This is a genomic window from Ruegeria sp. CH2 (assembly GCF_056537065.1).
This window is the reverse complement of sequence record NZ_JBQFQV010000003.1, coordinates 75957-96942: the sequence shown is the minus strand read 5'-3', so window position 1 is coordinate 96942 and position 20986 is coordinate 75957. Positions and strand designations below refer to the sequence as shown.

The window sequence follows — 20986 nt, the reverse complement described above, 5'->3', positions numbered from 1 at the left end:
TCGCGACGCTCGCCAAAAACTCAATTCGAGGGCTGTTCCGCCTTTTTCCGTTCTGGTTGCATCATGCGGTAGCAGTTTATACAGGACACCAGACTGGCGACGACGATGAATGCGACGGCCATCGCGACCTCGTGCATATGGGCGACAGCGGCAAGGCCCGCGGACAACAACACCGCGGTCAAACGCGCGAACGCCTTGACCGCCGCCGATCCCCGCACCCGCTGCTCTTTGGGTGCCACATCCAGAAAATAGAGCTTGCGCGCACTGCTGATCCCGGTCACCGCAACGGTGACAATGAACAGCGCAATTGCATGCAAATGAACCTGATGGTCAATGCCCAAATAGTGGAACACCAAAAGGACACTGCCTGTTGCGGCGACCATCAATGTCCCGACCACCATGACCGCACGATGGGATTTCATGTTGATGATTTGCCACAGAGGGCCCGAAACAAGATACCCCGAGGCGGAAGAAACGATCATCGCGGTCAATCCCTGTGTCGAGCTGTGATGCGCTTCGGCTGCGATGAGAGCGAAGAACGGAACAGACAGCGACACAGCAACCAAGGGCAGACGCATGATCATATACCGCCGGAACCATTGGTATTCGAACATGTCCAGAATACCCTTGATATTCGCCTTAATCGAAATGCCCCTTTCGGACTTCTGCGGCGTCGTCGGTGCACCCTCACGCACGGTTTCCGTCATCGCCAGCATGAACAGACCCGACAGCAGGAAGAATAAAACCGAAACGCCAATCATGACTGAATGGCGCGAAAAGGGTGGATTATCCTTGGTGAACTGATGCACCAGCAACGCAAGGCCAATGGCACATAGCCCCCCGGCACCAAGTTGCAGGTATTGCATGACCATGCGCGAACGCGCCTGAACATGGTCCCCGAGCAGATCCGTAAGCATCAGGGTCTGCACTTCGCTGACAAGCCCGATCACCAAAAACACAGACAGGAAAACCACCGCGATCAATGGGACAGCCCCGGTTGCGGCCGCAGCGATTGCCAGAACCAGACAGGCGCCAATGACCGCTTCGGTCAACGCAATCGCACGTTTCTTCTTGCTTCTTGCCGCAACGGGTTGTGCGAGAAAGAAATCCGCAATTAAACAACCGACCATCCGCACCGACACCAGCGCCCCCGCCACAAACATCGGCAACTCGAAGGAAACGGCTAGAAACGGTAAAACAACCGACGGGCTGCCGAGCGTCCACGCGACCTGAGACAGGATACTTTGCCCGGCTAGGACGGGCACGTTGCGCTTGGTTCGATCGGAAGGTTCGGATGTCATTAGTACTGTGTCTTCGTGTTTCCTGGATTTCCGCCACTTTCAGCCTAAGCGCATCGACTGTTTCAGCCAATAATTCAATAAAACCATCAAAAACCAAAAAACCCGGCCGTTGCGACCGGGTTTCAATGAGCTGGTATGGGTCAGCTTAAAGCTGCGCCATGACCTCATCGGTGGCTTCGAAGTTGGTCGTGACACGCTGCACATCGTCATCGTCTTCCAGCGCATCGACCAGCTTCATCAGCTTTTGCATGTCCTCAAGGCCCAGTTCCGTCGTTGTGGTCGGTTTCCAGACCAGCTTGGTGGATTCTGATTCTCCAAGCGCGGTTTCCAATGCAGAGGAGACATCGTTCAGATCGGTATCCGCGCACCAGATGATGTGACCGTCTTCCGAGCTTTCGACGTCTTCGGCTCCGGCCTCAATGGCGGCCTCAAAAATCGTGTCGGCATCGCCAGCATCTGCCGGGTAAATGACCTCACCCTTGCGGTCAAACATGAACCCAACCGAGCCGGTCTCGCCCAGATTGCCACCGTTCTTCGAGAACGTGGAACGAACGGTCGATGCGGTCCGGTTGCGGTTGTCGGTCATGGTTTCGACAATTACCGCAACACCATTGGGCCCATAGCCCTCATAGCGGATTTCTTCGTAATCGTCGCCTTCACCCGCTTGGGATTTCTTGATCGCGCGGTCGATCACGTCCTTGGGGACCGAGTTCGACTTGGCTTCTTTCACCGCCAGACGCAGGCGCGGGTTCTTGTCGGGATCGGGGTCGCCCATCTTGGCGGCCACGGTGATCTCTTTTGACAGTTTGGAAAACAGTTTGGACCGCGCGGCGTCCTGACGCCCCTTGCGGTGCTGGATGTTGGCCCATTTGGAGTGGCCTGCCATAGTGCGTCCTCGTCATCATGTTTGCGTGTTCGGCGCTCATATAGACGTTTGCGGGGGGCAGGATCAAGAGAGCGGCTTGCGACGACCTCACCGCCTTGTATGGTGACGGCATGACGACAGATCAGATCATACTTTTTGCCCTTTTCATCACTGTCTTCGGGATGCTGCTTTGGGGTCGGTTTCGATACGACCTTGTGGCTTTTGCCGCGCTTATGATCGGCGTCGTGCTGGGTGTTGTGCCGGTGGGTGGCGCCTTTGCGGGCTTTGGCCACCCGGCGACCATTATCGTCGCGCTGGTGCTTGTGGTCTCTGCCGGCTTGGTCAGGTCGGGTGCGGTCTTTCTGATCACCCGCACTCTGGTTGATGCGTCACGGGGGCTGGGCGCACATATCGCCCTGATGGGCGGGATCAGTGCGATTCTGTCGGCCTTCATGAACAATGTCGCGGCGCTTGCCCTGCTGATGCCCGTGGATATTCAGACCGCGCGCAAAGCGGGTCGGCCCCCGGGTCTGTCCCTGATGCCCCTGAGCTTTGCCACCATTCTGGGGGGCATGGTCACCCTGATCGGCACCCCGCCGAATATCATCATCGCCTCGATCCGGCAGGAAACACTGGGTGAGCCGTTTCACATGTTCGATTTCGCCCCTGTTGGTGGAATTGCAGCGATTGCCGGTCTGGCATTTGTCGCGCTGATCGGATGGCGATTGATCCCCAATCGCGGCGTACAACAAGAAACATCCGAGGTGCTGGCCGAATACATTGCCGAACTGACGATCCCGCCGGGCTCTGCACATATCGGTAAACGGGTCAGCGAACTTTATGAAACGGCCGAAAAATCCGACGTGGCTATCATCGGCCTGATCCGGGATGGGAAACGGCGATATGGCCGGTCAACCCATGCCACACTGAACGATGGCGACGCGCTGGTACTGGAAGCGCGCCCGGAGGCGCTGGACGAGTTCCGTTCAGCGCTGAAACTGGATTTCTCGGACACACGACGGCAGGAGCTGCTGACTGCCGAGGGTGAAGGTCTGGAAGTAATCGAAGTGGTCGTTCCCGAAAGCGCGCGCATAACCGGCCGTACTGCGCAGGGTATCGGGTTGGCCTGGCGCCAAAGTACCGTCCTGATGGGCATCTCGCGTCAGGGTCGTCAGATCACCGAACAGGTTCGCAAGACCGAGGTTCAACCGGGAGACATCCTGCTGCTGCTTTGCCCTCGTGATCGCAGCGCTGATGTGACCGATTGGCTGGGGTGTCTGCCACTGGCCGAACGCGGATTGAACGTGACGGCAAACGATAAGGCCTGGTTGGCCATCGGTCTGTTTGCCGCTGCCGTCTTTGCGGCCAGTGTCGGGTTGATTTACCTTCCCGTCGCATTGGGGCTTGTCGTCATTGCCTATGTGCTGACCAAGGTCATGCCAATCACGGAGATCTATAACCACATCGAATGGCCCGTTGTCGTGCTGCTGGGTTCGATGATCCCACTGGGCAGCGCTTTGGAAACATCCGGCGGCACCGAGCTGATTGCCAATGCGCTGATCCAGCTGACCGACGGTCTGCCTGCATGGGCGATCCTGACCGTATTGATGGTCGTGACGATGACCTTGTCGGATGTCCTGAACAACACCGCCACCGCCATCGTCGCGGCCCCGGTGGGCATTCAGATGGCCCAAACGCTCGGGGTGTCGCCCGACCCGTTCCTGATGACCGTGGCCGTTGCGGCCTCGGCTGCGTTCCTGACGCCTATCGGTCACAAGAACAACACGCTGGTTCTGGGCCCCGGCGGCTATCATTTTGGCGACTACTGGCGCATGGGCCTGCCGCTTGAGGCTCTGATCATCGCGGTTTCCGTCCCCGCCATCCTTGTCTTTTGGCCGTTGTGACGGGTAAAGGCTGTTCATGAAACGCTTTTTGATCCTGCAACTGCGCCCGGAAACGGATGCCTCCGACGCAGAATATGCTTCGATCCTGAACCGCAGCGGGTTATCGCCCGAACGCACACACCGCATCCGTCTGGATTGCGAAGACCTGCCGGAAGGGCTGAAAGTCGCCGACTATGCGGGGGTTATTGTAGGCGGCGGACCGGGATGCGTCAGTGATGACCCCGCAACCAAATCCGCGACGGATGCGCGGATCGAAGCCGCAATCCTGGGTTTGATGCCGCAGATTACCGCGTTGGATCACCCCTTCATGGGGTGCTGCTATGGCCTTGGTATTCTGGCCGTACATCTGGATGGAGACGTCAGCAAAGCCCGGTACAGCGAGCCTGTGGGGCCGTCCAGGTGCCACCTGACCCCCGAAGGACAACAAGACCCGCTTACCGCAGAATTGGACGCCACCTTTGATGCTTTTGTTGGTCACAAAGAAGCGGTTCAAACCCTGCCCGAGGGCTGCGTTCACCTTGTTGCGTCAGACCCCTGCCCGTTCCAGATGATCCGCTGGGGCCAGAACGTCTATGCCACTCAGTTCCACCCGGAAGCCGATGCCAAAGACTTTGAACAACGCATCAACATCTACAAGAACCATGGCTACTTCCCGCCCGAAGACGCGCAGAAACTGATCGACCATTGCCATTCGGCAGAGGTTACGCAACCCGGCGAAATCCTGCGCCGTTTCGTCCAGCGATACGAGTGACCCAACGGCGCGGTTGCCTGCGCCTTGCCCCCTCGCATAGGCTGATCTGACGCAACTTTGGGAGGGGTTGTCCTTGGATTTTCTTTTGAATGTCGGCTTGCCGGTGTCGCTTGCCATTATCATGTTGTCTCTGGGCATCGGGCTGGAGGTGGCAGACTTCCGCCGTGTCCTGAGCCGGCGACGCGCCTTTGCCATCGGGGCGGCAAGCCAGATTGTTCTCTTGCCAGTCGCAGCCTTTGTGACGGTCACAATCTTTGCATTGCCCCCCGAGATCGCGGTTGGTTTCATGCTGCTCAGTTTTTGCCCGGGCGGCGTAACCAGCAACATCCTCTCCAAGCTCGCCAAAGCCGATGTCGCGCTTTCGGTCAGCCTGACCGCCGTGATCAGCCTTTTGTCGATGGTGACCGTGCCAATACTGGCCGCGTGGTCGATCAGGCACTTCATGGGCGACGAAGCCCCAGAGGTTTCGATCACCGGGCTGGCTGTTGCATTGTTTCTGATAACAACGCTGCCTGTGGCAATCGGGGTCGGAATTCGCTACTTTGCAACGGGGTTTGCAAACCGCGTAGAGCCGGGATTGTCAACGCTCGCGACCGCTTTGTTCGTGCTGATCGTTGCCGCGGCACTGGCCGGGAACTGGCAATTGTTCGTCGACAATCTTGGCATCATGGGCGCAGGCTTGATTTCTTTGAATATCGCCCTGCTGTTCATCGGGCTGGGGCTTGCGCGGATATCAAACCTGTCCTGGAATGAGTGCAAGACGATCTCGATCGAAACCGGTATTCAAAACTCCACGCTGGGCATTACACTGGCGGCGCTGATCACGAATACCGAAAGCGGGTTCAGCCCGCTGGCCCTGCCCTCGGCGGTTTATGGCATTACGATGTACGCCGTGGTTCTGCCGTTTCTTGTCTGGTTCCGCAGGCGCTGAAAGGACCGTTATGACAAACAACACTGCTGATGCGATCGTAATCGGTGCTGGTCTGGCCGGATTGGCCGCCGCAGCCGAACTGGGCGACCGAGGCAAAAAGGTAATCATACTCGATCAGGAACCCGAAACCTTTCTGGGCGGTCAGGCGTTCTGGAGCCTTGGTGGACTGTTCATGGTCGACACCCCCGAACAGCGCCGCATGGGTATACGCGACAGCCACGATCTGGCGTTGCGCGACTGGATGGGCAGCGCACAGTTTGACCGTGACGAAGACGCATGGCCCCGCAAATGGGCCGAAGCCTATATCGAGTTTGCGGCTGGCGAGATGCGTCAGTGGCTGCACGAAATGGGCCTGCGCTGGTTTCCGGTCGTTGGCTGGGCCGAACGTGGCGGGTCTTATGCGACGGGGCACGGCAACTCGGTCCCGCGCTTTCACATCACATGGGGCACCGGCCCCGGCGTTCTTGAACACTTTATCCGACGTGTCCGCGACCATGTCAGCGCCGGATTGATCCAGATGAAGTTCCGCCACCAGGTCAGCCATATCATCATGCAGAACGGAACCGCCAAAGGTGTTTCCGGAGAAATTCTGGCCGATGACACCTCCCAGCGCGGTGGCAAAACCAACCGCGATGAGGTTGGCGAGTTCGAAGTTTATGCCCCGTCGATCATCGTCACCTCCGGCGGTATTGGCGGCAATTTTGACATGGTGCGTCAAAATTGGCCCCGGGACCGTTTGGGTGAGCCTCCCAAAGACATGGTTGCAGGGGTACCCTTTCACGTTGATGGCCGCATGATCGCAATCAGCGAAAAAGCGGGGGGCCATGTCATCAATGGTGATCGGATGTGGCATTACACCGAAGGCGTCCGCAACTGGGACCCGATCTGGCCCGCCCACGGCATTCGCATCCTGCCCGGCCCAAGTTCAATGTGGTTTGACGCCAGGGGCAACCGCCTGGCACCGCCCTGTCTGCCGGGGTTCGACACATTGGGGACACTGCGTGAGATCCTGAAAACCGGATATGAATACAGCTGGTTCGTTCTGACCCAGAAGGTGATCAAAAAGGAATTTGCGCTGTCCGGGTCGGAACAAAACCCCGACTTCACTTCGGGCAGCTGGAAAGAGGTTATCCGCCAGCGCATTCTGTCAGGTTCCAGCGCAACTGCCCCGGTTGAGGCGTTCAAGGAAAAGGGTGAGGACTTTGTTGTTGCCAACACGCTGACCGAACTGGTCAACGGCATGAACCATCTGGGCGACACTCCGATAGATGAGGCTCAACTGCGTGCCCAGATCGAAGCCCGGGATTCGCAGGTCGACAACCCTTTTTCGAAAGATGCGCAGATGATGGCGATCCTTGCCGCGCGCAATTATCGCGGAGATAAACTGATCCGCACAGCCAAACCGCATAAGTTTCTGGATCCGGCCAACGGCCCGCTGATTGCCGTCAAGCTGCATATTCTGACACGCAAATCTCTGGGTGGGTTGCAGACCAATCTGGACAGTCAGATGATTGGATCAGACGGAAATGTGGTACCGGGCCTGTTCGCTGCTGGCGAAGTCGCCGGATTCGGCGGCGGCGGCTATCACGGCTACAACGCGCTGGAGGGTACATTCCTGGGCGGCTGCATCTTTTCCGGTCGAAATGCCGGGCGATCAAGGGCCGTTGCCTGACGCACTTTCCCTGTTACTTGCGCACCAGTTTGATCACCGGCTGGCCCTGCGCATCTAGCAGAGCCAGAGCGTTGCCCTGCATCGCGAATGTCGTAACGTTTTGCAAGGCTTGCAGGAATTGCCGCTCAACCGCGTCCAGCGGGGGCGGGCACGCCATGAGTGTTGCCGCCATGTTGTCTGGAAACGCAATGCGATTACCGGAAATTTCGGCCTGACCACTGAACCGGTTACAGCCGCTGCTTCCTGAAAAGACCCCATCCTGACCAAAGACAAGCTCGGGGCGTTTTTCGGATTCGACAGGCGCACCATTCAGGCCCGAGGCGGCCCATTGGGTGTTGTCCAGCGCTGCCGACCCCTGCCCCTGGACCTGAACCAACAGAAGGTCAGCGGCATTTTCTGCCCCATTCGTCAGAACGGGGTAAACGGTATCTGTGGTGAACAGCAGGTTTTGTCCCTGCATCACTGACGCCCGCACAGCATAGCGATGGGCATCCATGATCAGCGCATCGTCATAAGTCAATTTGAACTGCGCGGGCAACCCGCTCAGCGCATACCGTTGCGCGGCAAGTGTGACAGCGGGGGCATCGGCCAGCGAGATATCCTGAAGCTCGACATAAAGGGTTGCGTCCGGTGGCAGTGCAATGCGCTCTCGGTACGTGGCGGTCCCTTCAACTGCACCGGCAATGGCGACACCGCTTAACGCTACCCAAGTTGCTGCACCCGCCCATATTGCGCGACCCAAATGCTGCATAGGTCAAATCCTTTTGCAAACCCTCTTCGCAAAAGATCGTGTGCCCTTGGATCTTTGCAAGATGTGCTACGACAAAGTGGCAATTCTGCGCCGAAATCACAAAGGCCAGATCAATGGAATAAGCAGGGATGCCAACAATCCGACTGTCAGATTTAGCGGAACACCCACCTTCATGAAATCGGTGAACCTGTAGCCGCCAGGGCCGTAGACCATCATGTTGGTCTGGTATCCGATCGGTGTTGCAAAGGACGCCGAAGCCGCCACCATAACGGCAACCACCAACGGGCGCGGGTCCATTCCGACGGCCTGGGCCAGCCCGATAGCTATAGGCGTGACCACAACCGCAACCGCATTGTTGGAAACCAGTTCGGTCAGCACCGAGGTCAGCAGGTAGATCGCCCAGATGATCAGGAAGGGCGGCAGAGCGCTTAGTCCCGGCGCCACGGCCTCGACAATCAGTGAAACCGCGCCAGAGCTGTCCAGTGACGCACCGATGGCGAGCATCGCGAAGATTAGCGCCAACAGGCGACCTTCTACAAAGGAAAACGCCTCGTCCGCATCGATGCAGCGGGTCAGAAGAACCACGGCTACGGCCACAATCGACAGCAGCAGGATCGGCGCGACACCCAGCGCTGCAAGGACGACGATCCCGACCAGCGCGCCAATTGCGATCGGCGCATGGCTGCGACGGAAGGCGCGTGCAGAGGGTTGACTGACATCCACCATGTCCATGTCCGCAGCTAGGCGCTGGATATCTGCCGGGGCGCCCTCCAACAATAATGTATCCCCGACCCGCACCACCAGGTCATCCAACTGGCGACCGATATTCTGATTACGGCGGTGAACGGCCAGCACATAGACACCGTACCGGCGCCGCAACCGCAGCATTCCCAATGTCCGCCCCACCATCCGGCATCCGGGTGTGATCAGCACCTCGACCGTCTTGGTCTCCACAGCGGAAACCTGATCCACGCGCTTGAGCTCTTTGTTGGTCTGAAGGCTAAGAAGTTCCGTCATCTCGGTCCGCAGGACCACGCGGTCACCGACCTGCAATTCAACGCCCTTCAGATTGCGCCGCAGCGATTCATCGCCCCGGACCACGTCGATCAGTCGCACGCCAGGGCGTTTGAACAACTGAACGCCGGTCACTTCACGCCCGATCAGGTTGCTGTCGGGTGGAATGACCGCTTCTGTGAAAAACTTCATCCTGGAGCGATCGCTAAGCAGCGAGGCCATGCTGTCCCGCTCGGGCAGCAATCTGGGGGCGATGAAACGCAGATAGATCATGCCGTAGATCACCAGTGCAATCCCCAGCGGCGTGACCTCGAATATCGAAAAGGCTTTCATCCCCTGCGCGCGGGCCACACCATCCACCAGCAGGTTGGTGGATGTTCCGATCAGTGTCAGTGTCCCGCCAAGAATGGCGGCATAGCTGAGCGGAATTAGAAGCTTTGACGCGGGTACATTCAGCGTACGGGCGATCTGAACAAAGACCGGGATCATGACCACAACAACGGGCGTGTTAGACACAAAAGCCGAGGCCAGAACGACAAACCCCATCAGCAATCCGATGGCAATGCGCGGGTTGACCTGCGCCTGCCTTTGCGCGGTCGACGTGAAGGCGTCCAAGGCCCCGGTCCGCACCAAGGCCCCCATGATGATGAACATCGCCCCAATCGTCCAGGGCGCGGGATTGGACAAGACCGCCAGCGCGCTTTGATAGGGCAATATCCCTGTGACCAGCATCAGTGAGACACCGCCGATGGCCACGACCTCGGTCGGATAAACCTCGCGCAGGAACATGACGAACATGCTCGCAACAATCAGCAGCGCCAGAATTGCGCTGCCCGTCTCTGTCAGTGGAAGGAAATTCATTCGTGGTATTCTGTCCGAACCCTGGCCCAAGCGCCTGATGACATGCAGTTTCACGCATTGCGCGTGGCAGGGCAAGCCCGACGTTCGTTAATCAGGCCCGGCTTGTTCCAAACGCCCCCCGACGCGCACCATGCGAACAGATTTGGCCTGACCGTCGCGATCATCCGTTTCGACGAACACTCCGCTCAGCGTGGCCTCGCCATTGGCAGGGGTAAACCGGGTCTTGGGCATCCCGGTTATGAACCGGCGCATCGGTTCCTGCTTGTCCATACCAATGACCGAGTCATAGTCGCCGCACATGCCCGCATCCGTCAGATAGCCTGTGCCGCCCGGCAGAATCTGCGAATCCGCTGTCGGTACATGGGTATGTGTGCCCACCACAAGGCTGGCGCGCTTGTCGCAATAGTGACCCATGGCCATCTTCTCGGACGTCGCCTCACAATGCATATCGACAATGATGGCTTGTGCCTGCCCGCCCCTGGGGTGCGATTTCAGGATGGGCTCTATGGCCGAGAACGGGTCGTCGAATGGCCGTTTCATAAAGACCTGCCCCAACACCTGCACCACCAGAACCTTGCGCCCTCCGGGTGCATTGAACAGCCGGTGCCCCCGCCCCGGCGCGCCCTTGGCATAGTTCACCGGGCGCACGATGCGCTGTTCTTTCTCGATATATTGCAGCATGTCTTTCTGGTCGAACGCATGGTCGCCCAATGTCAGGCAATCTGCACCGGCATCCAGCAGCAGCTTGGCGTGATCGCCGCTCAACCCCATGCCGTTCGACGCGTTTTCGCCATTGACCACAACGAAATCCAGCCGCCATTCGTCGCGCAGGCGCGGCAAATGTTGCTGAACGGCCGCGCGCCCCGCGCGCCCCATGACATCACCAAGAAACAAAATCCTCATGATCCGGGTCGTAGGGGCTGTGCTGGGCAATAACAAGGCGGAACCGTGAAATTTAAGTTGAGCCCGAACTTGAAATTGCTTGCAGGCGTGGCAAAGTCTTAGCCATGCGCTTATATCAAAAGGATATGTTGTGAAGTTATTGGCAATATTGACATTCGGCCTTGTGGTCGCTTCGGGCGTTATGGCGCAAGGCACAAAGACATCCATGCCCAATCCCGCGGCAACCTTTTGCGTCGAGAATGATGGAGTTTACCAACTTCGGAAGAACGAAGACGGAAGCGTCTTTGGTGTCTGCATCCTGAAGGACGGCACGGAAGTGGATGCCTGGGACTATCTACGCGGCCACTTTCAGCAATGAGGCTTAGAACGTCAGCACCCGGCTTTCCGTGATAACTATGTCCAACGGCTGATCGGTTGGCTCCAGCGGCAGATCCTGCGCCTCTTGCGCGTCAAAAGCGAAACCGATTGCCAGTGTCGCGCGCTTGCCTCGCAATCCTTCCAGCGTGCGATCATAAAATCCACCGCCATATCCCAGACGCCCGCCGTTGGCATCAAAAGCCACCAGCGGCACGATCAGGATCTCGGGGTCGAAATAATCATCGACCTCGGGCACTCTGGCACCGAATGGGCCGTCTTTCAGCGGTCCTTCCGGCGTCCAGCGCGAAAATTTCAGCGGTTTTCCAGCGGCTTGGATCACTGGAACACCAACAGGCCCATAAGCCGAAGCTTCAGCCATGGCGGATACCGGGTCGATCTCGGTCCGGATCGGCATGTAGCCTGACAAGGGCACACCGCGATAACCCGCCAGAACCTCGGACAAACGTCCGGCTGCACCGGGAACACGCGTGTCGAACGCGACCTTGCGGCGCGCAAACGCCGCTTTGCGCGCAGCTGCTTTGATTTCAGTCAGATCGGTCACAATAGCACCACACTGGCTAGCCCAAGAAAGATGAAGAATCCCATGACATCGGTTGTGGTTGTCACAAAGGTTCCTGACGCCAGAGCCGGGTCAATTCCCAGACGATCCAGCACTACCGGTACTACCGTACCTGCAAAGCCCGCGATGATCATGTTCACGACCAAGGCTGACCCAATCACGACACCCAGCCAAGGTGAACCGAACCACAGCATCCCCACGGTCCCCAGTACAATGGCAAAACAGAGCCCGTTCAACACGCCCACCAGCAGTTCCCGCCTGATAACGCGCATCACGTTTGAATTGGTCAGATCGCGCGTCGCCAGTGCGCGCACTGCAACGGTCAGCGACTGCGTTCCCGCATTGCCCCCCATGGATGCAACAATCGGCATCAGGATGGCCAGCGCGACAAGCTGGTCAATAGCCGCCGCAAATTGTGAGATTACCAACGAAGCACAGATTGCCGTGCACAGGTTTACCGCCAGCCAGGGCAACCGTCGCCGACTGGTCGCCGCGACACTGTCGGACAGAGAGCTTTCGTCGCTCACACCGGCAAGGCGCAGGATGTCTTCTTCGTGCTCTTCATCCAGAACGACCATCGCGTCATCGATGGTGATCACACCAACCAGGCGCCCATCGGCATCCACCACGGGGGCCGAGATCAGGTGATACTGGTTGAAGGCGTAAGCCACGTCCTCCTCGTCCTGATCAACGGGGATGATGTGAAACTCCTCTTCCGCCAGATCGCGCAACGGCACCTCACGACGGGACGCCATCAGCTTGCCCAATGTCACCTGCGCTGTTGGTTTCAGGCGCGGATCGACCAGAACAACATGATAGAACTGCTCGGGCAGATCGTCATTGGCACGCATGAAGTCGATGGCCTGACCGACGGTCCAATGCTCGGGTGCCATGACGACCTCGCGCTGCATCAAACGACCAGCCGAACTCTCGGGGTAAGCCAGCGCCTGTTGCGCCGCTAGCCGCTCGGAATCTTCGAGCGCGTCCAGAATGGCTTCCTGCTGCGGTTCCTCAAGATCTTCCAGAAGGTCAACGACGTCGTCGCTTTCCATCTCGCGCACGGCTTCCGCCAGAACCTCGGGGGTCAGGACGGCGATGATTTCCTCGCGGACCGCTTCGTCCAGTTCAGACAGGATGTCGCCGTCAAATTCCTTGTCATAAAGCCGGATCAGCCGCGCCCGGTCATAAGGATTGATCTGCTCCAGAAGGTCAGCGATATCAGCCGCGTGCAGTGGCTCCATCAGCTCAATCAGCTTGTCGCGATCATCCACATCGACGGCGTATAGGATCGCCGCCACTGTCCGGCGATCCAGTGCATACGCGTCTTCGTCGTGGGGCAGATCGTGTTCGGCTTGATCACTGCCTGTCGTCATGCGCTGCCCCCTTCTTTCGGCGATTGGCCCCTAAATAGAAGAAGCAGCTACCAGAAAACAATGACAATGCGCCGATTTACCCACTTCTTTCGTCTGCCTATGCTACAGCGCGGTCCCAAACAGGTGGAGAACAGGGCAAATGGCGCAAAAGACGCTTTTGAAAGGGCGCGTTCTGAGTTTCACAGGCTCACCCTTTGACGGAGAGCCAACCGAAGCGACCCGACTGGACGAAGCTGTCGTGATTGACAAAGGGCGCGTTGCTGATGTCGGCGCGTCTGAAGCGCTGATGCGGCGTCACCCTGATGCTGTCATCAAGGACCATGGCAATCACCTGATCATTGCGGGTTTCGTTGACCCGCATGTGCACTACCCACAGACGGCCATGATTGCCAGTTGGGGTAAGCGGTTGATCGACTGGCTGAACACCTACACCTTCCCCGAAGAGATGAAGTTTGGTGATCCTGAATACGCCTCTGAAATCGCCAACCGTTATCTGGATCTGACTGCCGCCCATGGCACAACGACGATGTGCAGTTTTTGCACCATCCACCCCGAAAGCGTGGATGCCTTTTTCACTGCCGCGCAACAACGGGGACAGCGCGTGGTCGCGGGCAAGACCTGCATGGATCGCAATGCGCCTGAAGGTCTGCGTGACACGGCCCAGACCGCCTATGACCAATCTGCCGCTCTGCTTGAGAAATGGCACCGTGTCGACCGCCTGTCCTATGCCATCACGCCCCGGTTTTCACCTACGTCCACCCCTGAACAGCTTGAGGCCATGGGCGCGCTTTGGGCGGAGCATCCCCATTGCCTGATGCAAACACACCTGAGCGAGCAGACAGACGAAATCGAGTGGGTCCGCTCCCTGTTCCCCGATGCGCGGGACTATCTGGACACTTACGAAAAGTTCGGGCTGCTGGGGCAGAACGGACTTTATGGGCATGTCATCCATCTGGAAGACCGGGAACGCGATCGTCTGCGCGAGGTTGATGCGTCATTGATCCACTGCCCCACCTCGAACACCTTCATAGGGTCGGGTCTGTTCGACATGAACGGCTTGATCCACGATGGCCACCGGATCGGTTTGGCAACGGATACCGGTGGCGGATCAAGTTTTTCAATGCTTCGCACCATGGCTGCCGCATATGAAATCGGTCAGTTGCGTGGGCGCCCCCTGCATCCGGCGCAATTGCTGTGGCTGGGTACAGTCGGGTCGGCGCGCAGCCTGCGGATGGATGATTGCATCGGCAACATTGCTCCGGGAATGGAGGCGGATCTGGTCGTGATTGATCTCGCCTCGACCCCGGCCATCGCCCAGCGCGAAGCTTGTGCAAACGATGTTTGGGAGGCAATCTTCCCGACCATCATGATGGGTGATGATCGGGCTGTGGCCGAGGTCTGGATTGGTGGGCGGCAGGCCGCTTAGGCCTGCAACCCCTTGGCAAGACTGTTTTGACGCTCAATCACGCGGGGCAGGTCAATCGTCGTGATATGCCCACCCCGCACGATCTGGCGGCCTTCGACAAACAGGTGCTTTACTTGCATCGGACCGGCCAGAAGCAGAGCTGCCGGGTCCCAGCTGCCTGCGCATTCGATACTGCGCATATCCCAGACAGCGACATCCGCGCGTTTTCCCGGCATAAGCCGCCCGCAATCGGGACGCCCCAGCACATCGGCCCCGCCGCGGGTTGCAATCTCCAATGCTTCGCGGGCCGACATCGCATCCGCCCCATTGACCACCCGTTGCAACAGCAGCGCCTGCCGGGCCTCAAGCATCAGATTACCGTTGTCATTACTGGCCGAGCCATCAGCGCCGAGGCCTACCTTTACCCCCGCATCGCGCATCGCCCGCACCGGCGCGATGCCTGATCCCAGACGGCAGTTCGAACATGGGCAATGAGCGACACCAGTTTTGGTGCGCGAAAACAGATCAATCTCGGCCCCGTCCAGCTTGACGCAATGAGCGTGCCAGACATCCGGGCCGGTCCAACTCAGATCTTCGGCGTATTGACCGGGTCGACAGCCGAACTGAGCCTGTGAATAGGCGATATCTTCATCGTTTTCAGCCAGATGTGTATGCAACATCACGCCTTTGTCCCGTGCCAGAAGGGCTGCATCTCGCATCAGGTCCCGGCTGACGGAAAACGGTGAACACGGGGCAAGACCTACGCGGCACATCGACCCTTCTGACGGATCGTGAAATGCATCCACGACGCGGATCATGTCGTCCAGAATGGCAGTTTCTTCTTCCACCAGACTGTCCGGAGGCAGGCCGCCATCGCTTTCACCAATGCTCATCGCGCCACGTGTCGGGTGAAATCGCATCCCCAACTCGGATGCGGCAGCAATCGTGTCCTCCAGCCGCGAACCATTGGGATAGAGGTACAGGTGATCAGAACTGAGCGTACAGCCTGACAGCGCCAGCTCTGCCAAACCGATCTGGGCCGAGGTGAACATCTCGTCTGGTCCGAACTTCGCCCAAATCGGATAGAGTGTCTGAAGCCACCCGAACAGCAATGCATCCTGCCCGCCCGGCACCGCGCGGGTCAACGTTTGGTAAAGATGGTGATGGGTGTTCACTAACCCGGGTGTCACCAGACAGCCCGAAACATCGTGAACCTCGCCTTGTGTTTGCAATCCGTGCCCGATCCCCGCGATCTGGCCGTCGCGGATCAGAATGTCCGCCGCGGGGAGTTCCTGCCGGGACTCGTCCATCGTCAGGATCAGATCAGCGTTTTTGAGTAGGATTTCTGTCATGTCGCGCTCCTGCATCTGCCCGTCTCTTGCAAGGAGTGCGAAGGTCGGCGGAAAACGGGCTCAAGAACCGACCGGGTATTATGTACCCGCCATCGGGATCTGCGACAACAGGTTTCAGAACCGACGCAGGATCTGAAGTGCCTCTGCATGTATTTCTGCGTTGGCTGCGGCCAATGCTCGACCGCCCTCATGCGCCGGGCCGCCTTGCCAATCGGTCACAATTCCGCCTGCCGCCTGAATAACCGCGATAGGGGCCTGAATGTCATACGAGTTCAGCCCTGCTTCGATCACCAGATCTGCTTGCCCTGCGGCCAACAAGGCATAAGCGTAGCAGTCCATTCCATATCGGGTCAGTTGCACCTGCTCCGATACGGCCTGAAACCCGGCCCGGTCATCCGGGGTGCCGACTTCAGGAAAAGTGGTGAACAGCGTCGCCTGCGCCAGAGATTTCGTCCCCCGTGTTTGCAGCTTTCTGGTCCCCTGTGGCCCTGTAAGGTGCGCACCAGCTGTCGATCCGACAAAGCGTTCGCCAATGTAGGGCTGATCAATCACCCCCATGATCGGCCCGTCTGCTGTGCTGAGCGCGATCAGAACGCCCCAAGTTGGTGTGCCACTGATAAACCCGCGCGTGCCGTCGATGGGGTCCAGAACCCAGGTTCGGCCACTGCTGCCCTTGTGCGCACCGTATTCTTCACCCAATACGCCATCTTCAGGGCGCAATCGGGACAGCACCTCTCGCATGGCTTTTTCAGCGGCCCGATCCGCTACGGTGACGGGGTCAAACCCTTCGGTCAGCTTGTTCGCAGTTTCCAGATTGGTCTGACGGAAAAAAGGAAGAATGGCCGCGCGTGCCGCTTCGGCCATTTCTTCTGCAATTTCAATGTCGCTTAAACTCGCCGGATGCATGGCACTCTGGTGCGGGCATTACCTGACAAAGTCAAGCCGGTCTGATCAGGCGACGTCGCTGAGGACACGTGCAAGTTCAAACAGGCGGCGGCGCTGGTTTTCCGGAATTGCGTAGTAAGAGCGAACTAGATCCAGGGCTTCTTTATCGCCCATCAGATCGGCTGGAACAGATTTCTTTTCCGCGCTGCTTTTCTGGGCCTCTTCCAGACCTTCAAAGAAGAAGCTGACCGGTACGTCCAATGCCTCGGCAATGTCCCACAGGCGGGACGCGCTGATTCGGTTGGCTCCGGTCTCATATTTCTGGATTTGCTGAAACTTGATACCAACTTGCTGCGCCAATTGTTGCTGGGTCATCCCAATCAGCCAGCGGCGATGCCGAACGCGCTTGCCCACATGGACATCGACGTGATGAGTCATTGGTATTCTCCTCTACTACACACACATTTGTACGGGATCGTGCGACGTCCGAGATCGCAATACCAATAGGGGCTTCCTTAACCGCCCCCAAATCCGGACTGTGCCGTCCCCCGTTACCAGCACTGCTTGCCAATATTGCCGGTTTTGAATTTTTTTTCAAGCTGGTTGAGTCGATCCCCCCTCACAAGGGCTGTGGTTGTATGCGTCAAATGCCCTGCCCGCTGTTCGCGTGGCCCGGCTGGATATGCGACAGATTTTCAGACGTTTCAGGACGCCGCGCATAAGGAATTGACATCTCGCACAGCCCACGTGCCTATGCCCCAAGCACGTGAGGAACCAAATGAAGGCCTATTGTATTAGATCTGACGGGGCAGTTGCCCAGCTGTGCGATGTACCGAAACCCGAGCCGGGTGAGGGTCAGGTGCGGGTTGCGATCAAAGCCTGCGGGTTGAATTTCGCTGATCTGCTGATGCAGAAAGGCACGTATCAGGATACACCGCCTGCGCCGTTTACTTTGGGTATGGAAATCGCCGGTGTCGTGGATACCATCGGTCCAGGTGTGTCCACCCTGAAGCCGGGAGACCGGATCGCCGTCTATTCCGGTCAGGGCGGTCTGGCAGAATATGGCGTTTTCGACGCCGATCGCGCGATCCCGCTGCCGGACACGACCCGTTTCGAAGACGCCGCAGCGATCCAGATAGCCTATGGCACCAGTCACATGGCCCTTGACCACCGTGCCCGGCTGCAACCCGGCGAAACGCTTCTGGTCACCGGCGCAGCAGGCGGTGTTGGGCTGACCGCGGTTGAAATCGGCAAGCTCATGGGTGCCACCGTCATCGCACAGGCCCGCGGCCCTGAAAAGCTGGCCGTTGCCCGCACCGCAGGGGCCGATCACCTGATTGATGCCGCAGAGGATCTAAGGGCTCGGGTCAGATCGCTTGGCGGCGCGGATGTCGTTTATGACGCAATCGGCGGCGATGTGTTCAAGGCGGCCTTTCGCGCCACCAACCCCGAAGGCCGCCTGCTGCCCATCGGATTTGCCGGGGGAGATGTTCCGCAAATCCCCGCCAATCATCTGCTGGTCAAGAACCTGACCGTGATCGGCTTTTACATTGGCGGGTATTTGAAGTTCCGGCCGGAAGCCGTGCGCGAAAGCTTTGGCACCCTTTTCCGCTGGCACGCCGAGGGCCGTATCAATCCGCACATAAGCCACGTCTTGCCTCTTGATGAGGTCGCGCAGGGCCTGCGGTTGCTGAAAGAGCGGAAATCGACGGGCAAAATCGTGATCACCCCCTGACCGCAATCAACCCACCACGGCACGCAGTTGCGTTCCCGCAAGCAGGCGGAAGTTCTGACGCACCAACTGCGCCAGTGCTTCGACAACCGCGTCTCGACCCGGCTCGCCACCATACAGGTTGATCATATGCGCAGGCAGGTCCGGTAGCGCACCGCCGCCTTCGATCTGCTCAAGATGTGCGGCTTCGGTACCTTCCAGTGCCGCATACACTGCCAGATCAGCACTGACCGTGGCCTCGATTGTGCGGTCGTTTTCAGTTTCCACCGACAACTCCCAGGGAATACCGGCTGCATCCAGCGCGGATATCACCTGTGGTCGAAACAAGCAGCGACGTCCAAGTGCCAAAGGTAGCGGACGCTTGCGCCAGGCTGACCCGCCCGGTGCACCTATCCAGCGCAAGGGCAGCTCTGCAATGGTTTCCGCACCATCCACCGACGACGGTTCCGTGGTCAGGATCACGTCACATTCACCGCGTTGGTACATCTCTTTCAACTGCAAGGAATAAGACGACACCAGCTGAACTCTGACCCGCGGGAAATCCGCGTTAAATCGTTGCAGGACCCTTGGGATGGCCGGGTAAACTATGTCGTGAGGAACCCCCAACACCACCTCACCTTCAAAGGCCTGATCGGTCAGTTTCGAGATGACCTCATCATTCAACGCGATCATACGGCGCGCATAAGCCAGCAATTGTTCACCTGACGCGGTCAGGGCAATCGTTCTGCCACTGCGGTCCAACAGCTGAAGGCCAAGCAGCTCTTCCAGCCGTTTCAACTGCATCGAGACCGCAGATTGCGTCAGATGCAGGAAACCTGCAGCGCGCGTCACCCCACCCTGATCCGCCACAGCAACAAATGAACGCAGGGTTGTAATGTCCAGATTCCGCATCTTCACGATTCCTTATGTGTTTCATCAAAAATATTCGTTTTCAATATATGTCATACTCCCCCATATCAATCAAGGAAATTGATAAAGACGAGAGAAACCATCGTAAATACACGAAAGGACAATAAGTATGACCCAAATTGCCATTCATCGCCCTTGCAAGCCCAAAAAGCAATCGCTCGGCACTATCATCAGGCGTGCTGTTTCCCTGAAGCGTCAACGCCGCCAACTGGCACGGCTTGATGATCGCGCCCTTCAGGACATCGGAGTCTCCAGATCAGAGGCTGATGCCGAAGCCAGCCGTTTCGTCTGGGACGCGCCGGAATTCTGGCAGAAGTGATGCAAAATCAAATAGTAACTTCATGAGTGGCGGTCGGCTGATGCGGACCGTCACTTTTGTTGCGTAAATTAGTTGGTTTTCCGCGGTAAATACTTGAAACACAGCCCTGAGTTGCCGATATTTGCCTAGAACGCTTCCCGCACAGCCGGGGGGCTGAATAATTATGTAAAGGGAGACCCTTTGATGGCACAATTCGACACGATCCGGACGGCGGCCGGCGCGCGCGCTGCCGAGATTGATGAGGGCCTGCGCGCCCATATGAACAAAGTCTATGGCACTATGTCCGTAGGCATGCTCATCACATTCGCAGCAGCCTGGGCCATCGCAGGCCTGGCAACCACAAGCGATCCGTCAGCCGCAGCAGCACAGTTGAATGCCGACACCTATCTGACATCGCTGGGCTATAGCATTTACGCGTCGCCCCTGCGCTGGGTCATCATGTTTGCACCTCTGCTGTTTGTCTTCGGCTTCAGCGCCGGGATCAACCGTATGTCGGCGGCTGCCGCACAGCTGGTGTTCTACGTTTTTGCGGCGGTGATGGGCGTTTCGATCAGCTGGATCTTCCTTGTTTTCACCGGTGAGTCGGTCATTCAGGTCTTCCTGATCACCGCAATCGCGTTTGCGGGCCTGTCCCTGTATGGTTACACAACCAAGAAAGACTTGTCCGCCATGGGCACTTTCCTGATGATGGGCCTGATCGGCCTGATCGTCGCGATGGTTGTGAACATCTTTCTGGCGTCTTCGGCCGTTGCCTTTGCAATCTCGGCCATCGGTGTTCTGATCTTCGCGGGCCTGACCGCCTATGACACCCAAAATATCAAGAACACATACCTGCAAATGGCCCATAGTGGCGATCAGGAATGGCTGGGCAAGGCCGCTATCATGGGCGCGTTGAACCTGTACCTGGACTTCATCAACCTGTTCATGTTCCTGCTGCAATTCTTGGGTAACCGCGAGTAACTGCAAACCAACGTAAGGGAAAGGCCGGTCATCAGACCGGCCTTTTTTCGTTTAGAACCAACTGATGATCGCGCTTGCCCGGTACATGAATCCTGGCGGACAAGGCGACGACGTCCGCGTACCCCGCAAAGAAAAAGCCCCCGCTAGATCAGCGAGGGCTT

At 58.1% G+C, this 20986-nt stretch carries 20 protein-coding genes; 9 read left to right on the top strand and 11 right to left on the bottom strand.

What is annotated here, in order from left to right:
- Nucleotides 1-20: 20 nt before the first annotated feature.
- Together ACR0M9_RS06695 and ACR0M9_RS06690 are read right to left on the bottom strand one after the other, a co-directional pair.
- A complete protein-coding gene (locus ACR0M9_RS06695) occupies nt 21-1301 on the bottom strand; it encodes an MFS transporter (protein WP_480773159.1) in 1281 nt (426 codons plus the stop codon).
- Between the two features lie 145 nt (nt 1302-1446).
- Nucleotides 1447-2187, bottom strand: coding sequence for a YebC/PmpR family DNA-binding transcriptional regulator (locus ACR0M9_RS06690; RefSeq protein WP_480481976.1), 741 nt, complete (start codon nt 2185-2187; stop codon nt 1447-1449).
- Nucleotides 2188-2297: 110 nt separating this feature from the next.
- Between ACR0M9_RS06690 and ACR0M9_RS06685 the strand changes: the two genes are divergently transcribed.
- The 4 genes from ACR0M9_RS06685 (at nt 2298) to ACR0M9_RS06670 (ending at nt 7424) form a co-directional block, all read left to right on the top strand.
- Entirely contained in the window at nt 2298-4070 is a 1773-nt protein-coding gene (locus ACR0M9_RS06685) for an SLC13 family permease (RefSeq protein WP_480773158.1), read from the top strand.
- Between the two features lie 16 nt (nt 4071-4086).
- Complete coding sequence (locus ACR0M9_RS06680; protein WP_480773157.1) at nt 4087-4821, top strand: glutamine amidotransferase; 735 nt, start codon at nt 4087-4089, stop codon at nt 4819-4821.
- Between the two features lie 73 nt (nt 4822-4894).
- On the top strand, nt 4895-5752 hold the full coding sequence (locus ACR0M9_RS06675; protein WP_480773156.1) for a bile acid:sodium symporter family protein: 858 nt from the start codon (nt 4895-4897) through the stop codon (nt 5750-5752).
- Between the two features lie 10 nt (nt 5753-5762).
- On the top strand, nt 5763-7424 hold the full coding sequence (locus ACR0M9_RS06670) for an FAD-binding dehydrogenase (protein WP_480486379.1): 1662 nt from the start codon (nt 5763-5765) through the stop codon (nt 7422-7424).
- A gap of 13 nt (nt 7425-7437) precedes the next feature.
- Here the strand turns inward: ACR0M9_RS06670 and ACR0M9_RS06665 are convergent, their stop codons facing one another.
- From ACR0M9_RS06665 to ACR0M9_RS06655, 3 genes are all read right to left on the bottom strand, one after another.
- Nucleotides 7438-8175, bottom strand: a complete 738-nt coding sequence (locus tag ACR0M9_RS06665; RefSeq protein ID WP_480773155.1) for a YbaY family lipoprotein — start codon at nt 8173-8175, stop codon at nt 7438-7440.
- 96 nt (nt 8176-8271) lie between these two features.
- Nucleotides 8272-10050, bottom strand: a complete 1779-nt coding sequence (locus ACR0M9_RS06660; RefSeq protein WP_480773154.1) for an SLC13 family permease — start codon at nt 10048-10050, stop codon at nt 8272-8274.
- An 87-nt stretch (nt 10051-10137) separates the two neighbouring features.
- The gene (locus ACR0M9_RS06655) at nt 10138-10953 is read right to left on the bottom strand and encodes a TIGR00282 family metallophosphoesterase (protein WP_209504607.1); all 816 of its coding nucleotides are present in this window, start codon (nt 10951-10953) and stop codon (nt 10138-10140) included.
- A 130-nt stretch (nt 10954-11083) separates the two neighbouring features.
- Here ACR0M9_RS06655 and ACR0M9_RS06650 point away from each other — a divergent pair, with 130 nt between their 5' ends.
- A complete protein-coding gene (locus ACR0M9_RS06650) occupies nt 11084-11311 on the top strand; it encodes a putative hemolysin (protein ID WP_267365364.1) in 228 nt (75 codons plus the stop codon).
- A 3-nt stretch (nt 11312-11314) separates the two neighbouring features.
- On the opposite strand, the gene ACR0M9_RS06645 is transcribed toward ACR0M9_RS06650, so the two are convergent.
- Nucleotides 11315-11872, bottom strand: a complete 558-nt coding sequence (locus ACR0M9_RS06645; protein WP_480481990.1) for a 5-formyltetrahydrofolate cyclo-ligase — start codon at nt 11870-11872, stop codon at nt 11315-11317.
- A complete protein-coding gene (gene mgtE, locus ACR0M9_RS06640) occupies nt 11869-13263 on the bottom strand; it encodes a magnesium transporter (RefSeq protein ID WP_480773153.1) in 1395 nt (464 codons plus the stop codon). Before mgtE ends, ACR0M9_RS06645 begins: the two co-directional genes overlap by 4 nt.
- A 139-nt stretch (nt 13264-13402) precedes the next feature.
- Between mgtE and guaD the strand changes: the two genes are divergently transcribed.
- Entirely contained in the window at nt 13403-14689 is a 1287-nt protein-coding gene (gene guaD / locus ACR0M9_RS06635; protein WP_480773152.1) for a guanine deaminase, read from the top strand.
- On the opposite strand, the gene ACR0M9_RS06630 is transcribed toward guaD, so the two are convergent.
- From ACR0M9_RS06630 to ACR0M9_RS06620, 3 genes are all read right to left on the bottom strand, one after another.
- Complete coding sequence (locus tag ACR0M9_RS06630) at nt 14686-16020, bottom strand: 8-oxoguanine deaminase (protein ID WP_480773151.1); 1335 nt, start codon at nt 16018-16020, stop codon at nt 14686-14688. The genes guaD and ACR0M9_RS06630 overlap by 4 nt on opposite strands.
- A 114-nt stretch (nt 16021-16134) precedes the next feature.
- On the bottom strand, nt 16135-16926 hold the full coding sequence (hisN, locus tag ACR0M9_RS06625) for a histidinol-phosphatase (protein ID WP_480773150.1): 792 nt from the start codon (nt 16924-16926) through the stop codon (nt 16135-16137).
- A gap of 45 nt (nt 16927-16971) precedes the next feature.
- Nucleotides 16972-17343 carry a helix-turn-helix domain-containing protein gene (locus tag ACR0M9_RS06620; RefSeq protein ID WP_267365354.1) on the bottom strand — a complete coding sequence of 124 codons (372 nt, stop codon included), beginning with the start codon at nt 17341-17343 and terminating at the stop codon, nt 16972-16974.
- A gap of 340 nt (nt 17344-17683) precedes the next feature.
- Between ACR0M9_RS06620 and ACR0M9_RS06615 the strand changes: the two genes are divergently transcribed.
- Nucleotides 17684-18640, top strand: coding sequence for an NADPH:quinone oxidoreductase family protein (locus tag ACR0M9_RS06615; protein ID WP_480773149.1), 957 nt, complete (start codon nt 17684-17686; stop codon nt 18638-18640).
- Nucleotides 18641-18646: 6 nt separating this feature from the next.
- Here the strand turns inward: ACR0M9_RS06615 and ACR0M9_RS06610 are convergent, their stop codons facing one another.
- A complete protein-coding gene (locus ACR0M9_RS06610; RefSeq protein ID WP_209597892.1) occupies nt 18647-19528 on the bottom strand; it encodes a LysR family transcriptional regulator in 882 nt (293 codons plus the stop codon).
- 127 nt (nt 19529-19655) lie between these two features.
- Between ACR0M9_RS06610 and ACR0M9_RS06605 the strand changes: the two genes are divergently transcribed.
- The gene (locus tag ACR0M9_RS06605) at nt 19656-19865 is read left to right on the top strand and encodes a DUF1127 domain-containing protein (protein ID WP_480773148.1); all 210 of its coding nucleotides are present in this window, start codon (nt 19656-19658) and stop codon (nt 19863-19865) included.
- A gap of 183 nt (nt 19866-20048) precedes the next feature.
- A complete protein-coding gene (locus ACR0M9_RS06600; protein ID WP_209504618.1) occupies nt 20049-20825 on the top strand; it encodes a Bax inhibitor-1/YccA family protein in 777 nt (258 codons plus the stop codon).
- Nucleotides 20826-20986 lie beyond the last annotated feature (161 nt).

What these genes read in the sequence shown, in the direction of transcription:
- ACR0M9_RS06695 (WP_480773159.1), bottom strand. Translation starts at nt 1,301, where the DNA reads ATGACATCCGAACCTTCCGATCGAACCAAGCGCAACGTGCCCGTCCTA.
- ACR0M9_RS06690 (WP_480481976.1), bottom strand. Translation starts at nt 2,187, where the DNA reads ATGGCAGGCCACTCCAAATGGGCCAACATCCAGCACCGCAAGGGGCGT.
- ACR0M9_RS06685 (WP_480773158.1), top strand. Translation starts at nt 2,298, where the DNA reads ATGACGACAGATCAGATCATACTTTTTGCCCTTTTCATCACTGTCTTC.
- ACR0M9_RS06680 (WP_480773157.1), top strand. Translation starts at nt 4,087, where the DNA reads ATGAAACGCTTTTTGATCCTGCAACTGCGCCCGGAAACGGATGCCTCC.
- ACR0M9_RS06670 (WP_480486379.1), top strand. Translation starts at nt 5,763, where the DNA reads ATGACAAACAACACTGCTGATGCGATCGTAATCGGTGCTGGTCTGGCC.
- ACR0M9_RS06665 (WP_480773155.1), bottom strand. Translation starts at nt 8,175, where the DNA reads ATGCAGCATTTGGGTCGCGCAATATGGGCGGGTGCAGCAACTTGGGTA.
- ACR0M9_RS06660 (WP_480773154.1), bottom strand. Translation starts at nt 10,050, where the DNA reads ATGAATTTCCTTCCACTGACAGAGACGGGCAGCGCAATTCTGGCGCTG.
- ACR0M9_RS06655 (WP_209504607.1), bottom strand. Translation starts at nt 10,953, where the DNA reads ATGAGGATTTTGTTTCTTGGTGATGTCATGGGGCGCGCGGGGCGCGCG.
- mgtE (WP_480773153.1), bottom strand. Translation starts at nt 13,263, where the DNA reads ATGACGACAGGCAGTGATCAAGCCGAACACGATCTGCCCCACGACGAA.
- guaD (WP_480773152.1), top strand. Translation starts at nt 13,403, where the DNA reads ATGGCGCAAAAGACGCTTTTGAAAGGGCGCGTTCTGAGTTTCACAGGC.
- ACR0M9_RS06630 (WP_480773151.1), bottom strand. Translation starts at nt 16,020, where the DNA reads ATGACAGAAATCCTACTCAAAAACGCTGATCTGATCCTGACGATGGAC.
- hisN (WP_480773150.1), bottom strand. Translation starts at nt 16,926, where the DNA reads ATGCATCCGGCGAGTTTAAGCGACATTGAAATTGCAGAAGAAATGGCC.
- ACR0M9_RS06620 (WP_267365354.1), bottom strand. Translation starts at nt 17,343, where the DNA reads ATGACTCATCACGTCGATGTCCATGTGGGCAAGCGCGTTCGGCATCGC.
- ACR0M9_RS06615 (WP_480773149.1), top strand. Translation starts at nt 17,684, where the DNA reads ATGAAGGCCTATTGTATTAGATCTGACGGGGCAGTTGCCCAGCTGTGC.
- ACR0M9_RS06610 (WP_209597892.1), bottom strand. Translation starts at nt 19,528, where the DNA reads ATGCGGAATCTGGACATTACAACCCTGCGTTCATTTGTTGCTGTGGCG.
- ACR0M9_RS06605 (WP_480773148.1), top strand. Translation starts at nt 19,656, where the DNA reads ATGACCCAAATTGCCATTCATCGCCCTTGCAAGCCCAAAAAGCAATCG.
- ACR0M9_RS06600 (WP_209504618.1), top strand. Translation starts at nt 20,049, where the DNA reads ATGGCACAATTCGACACGATCCGGACGGCGGCCGGCGCGCGCGCTGCC.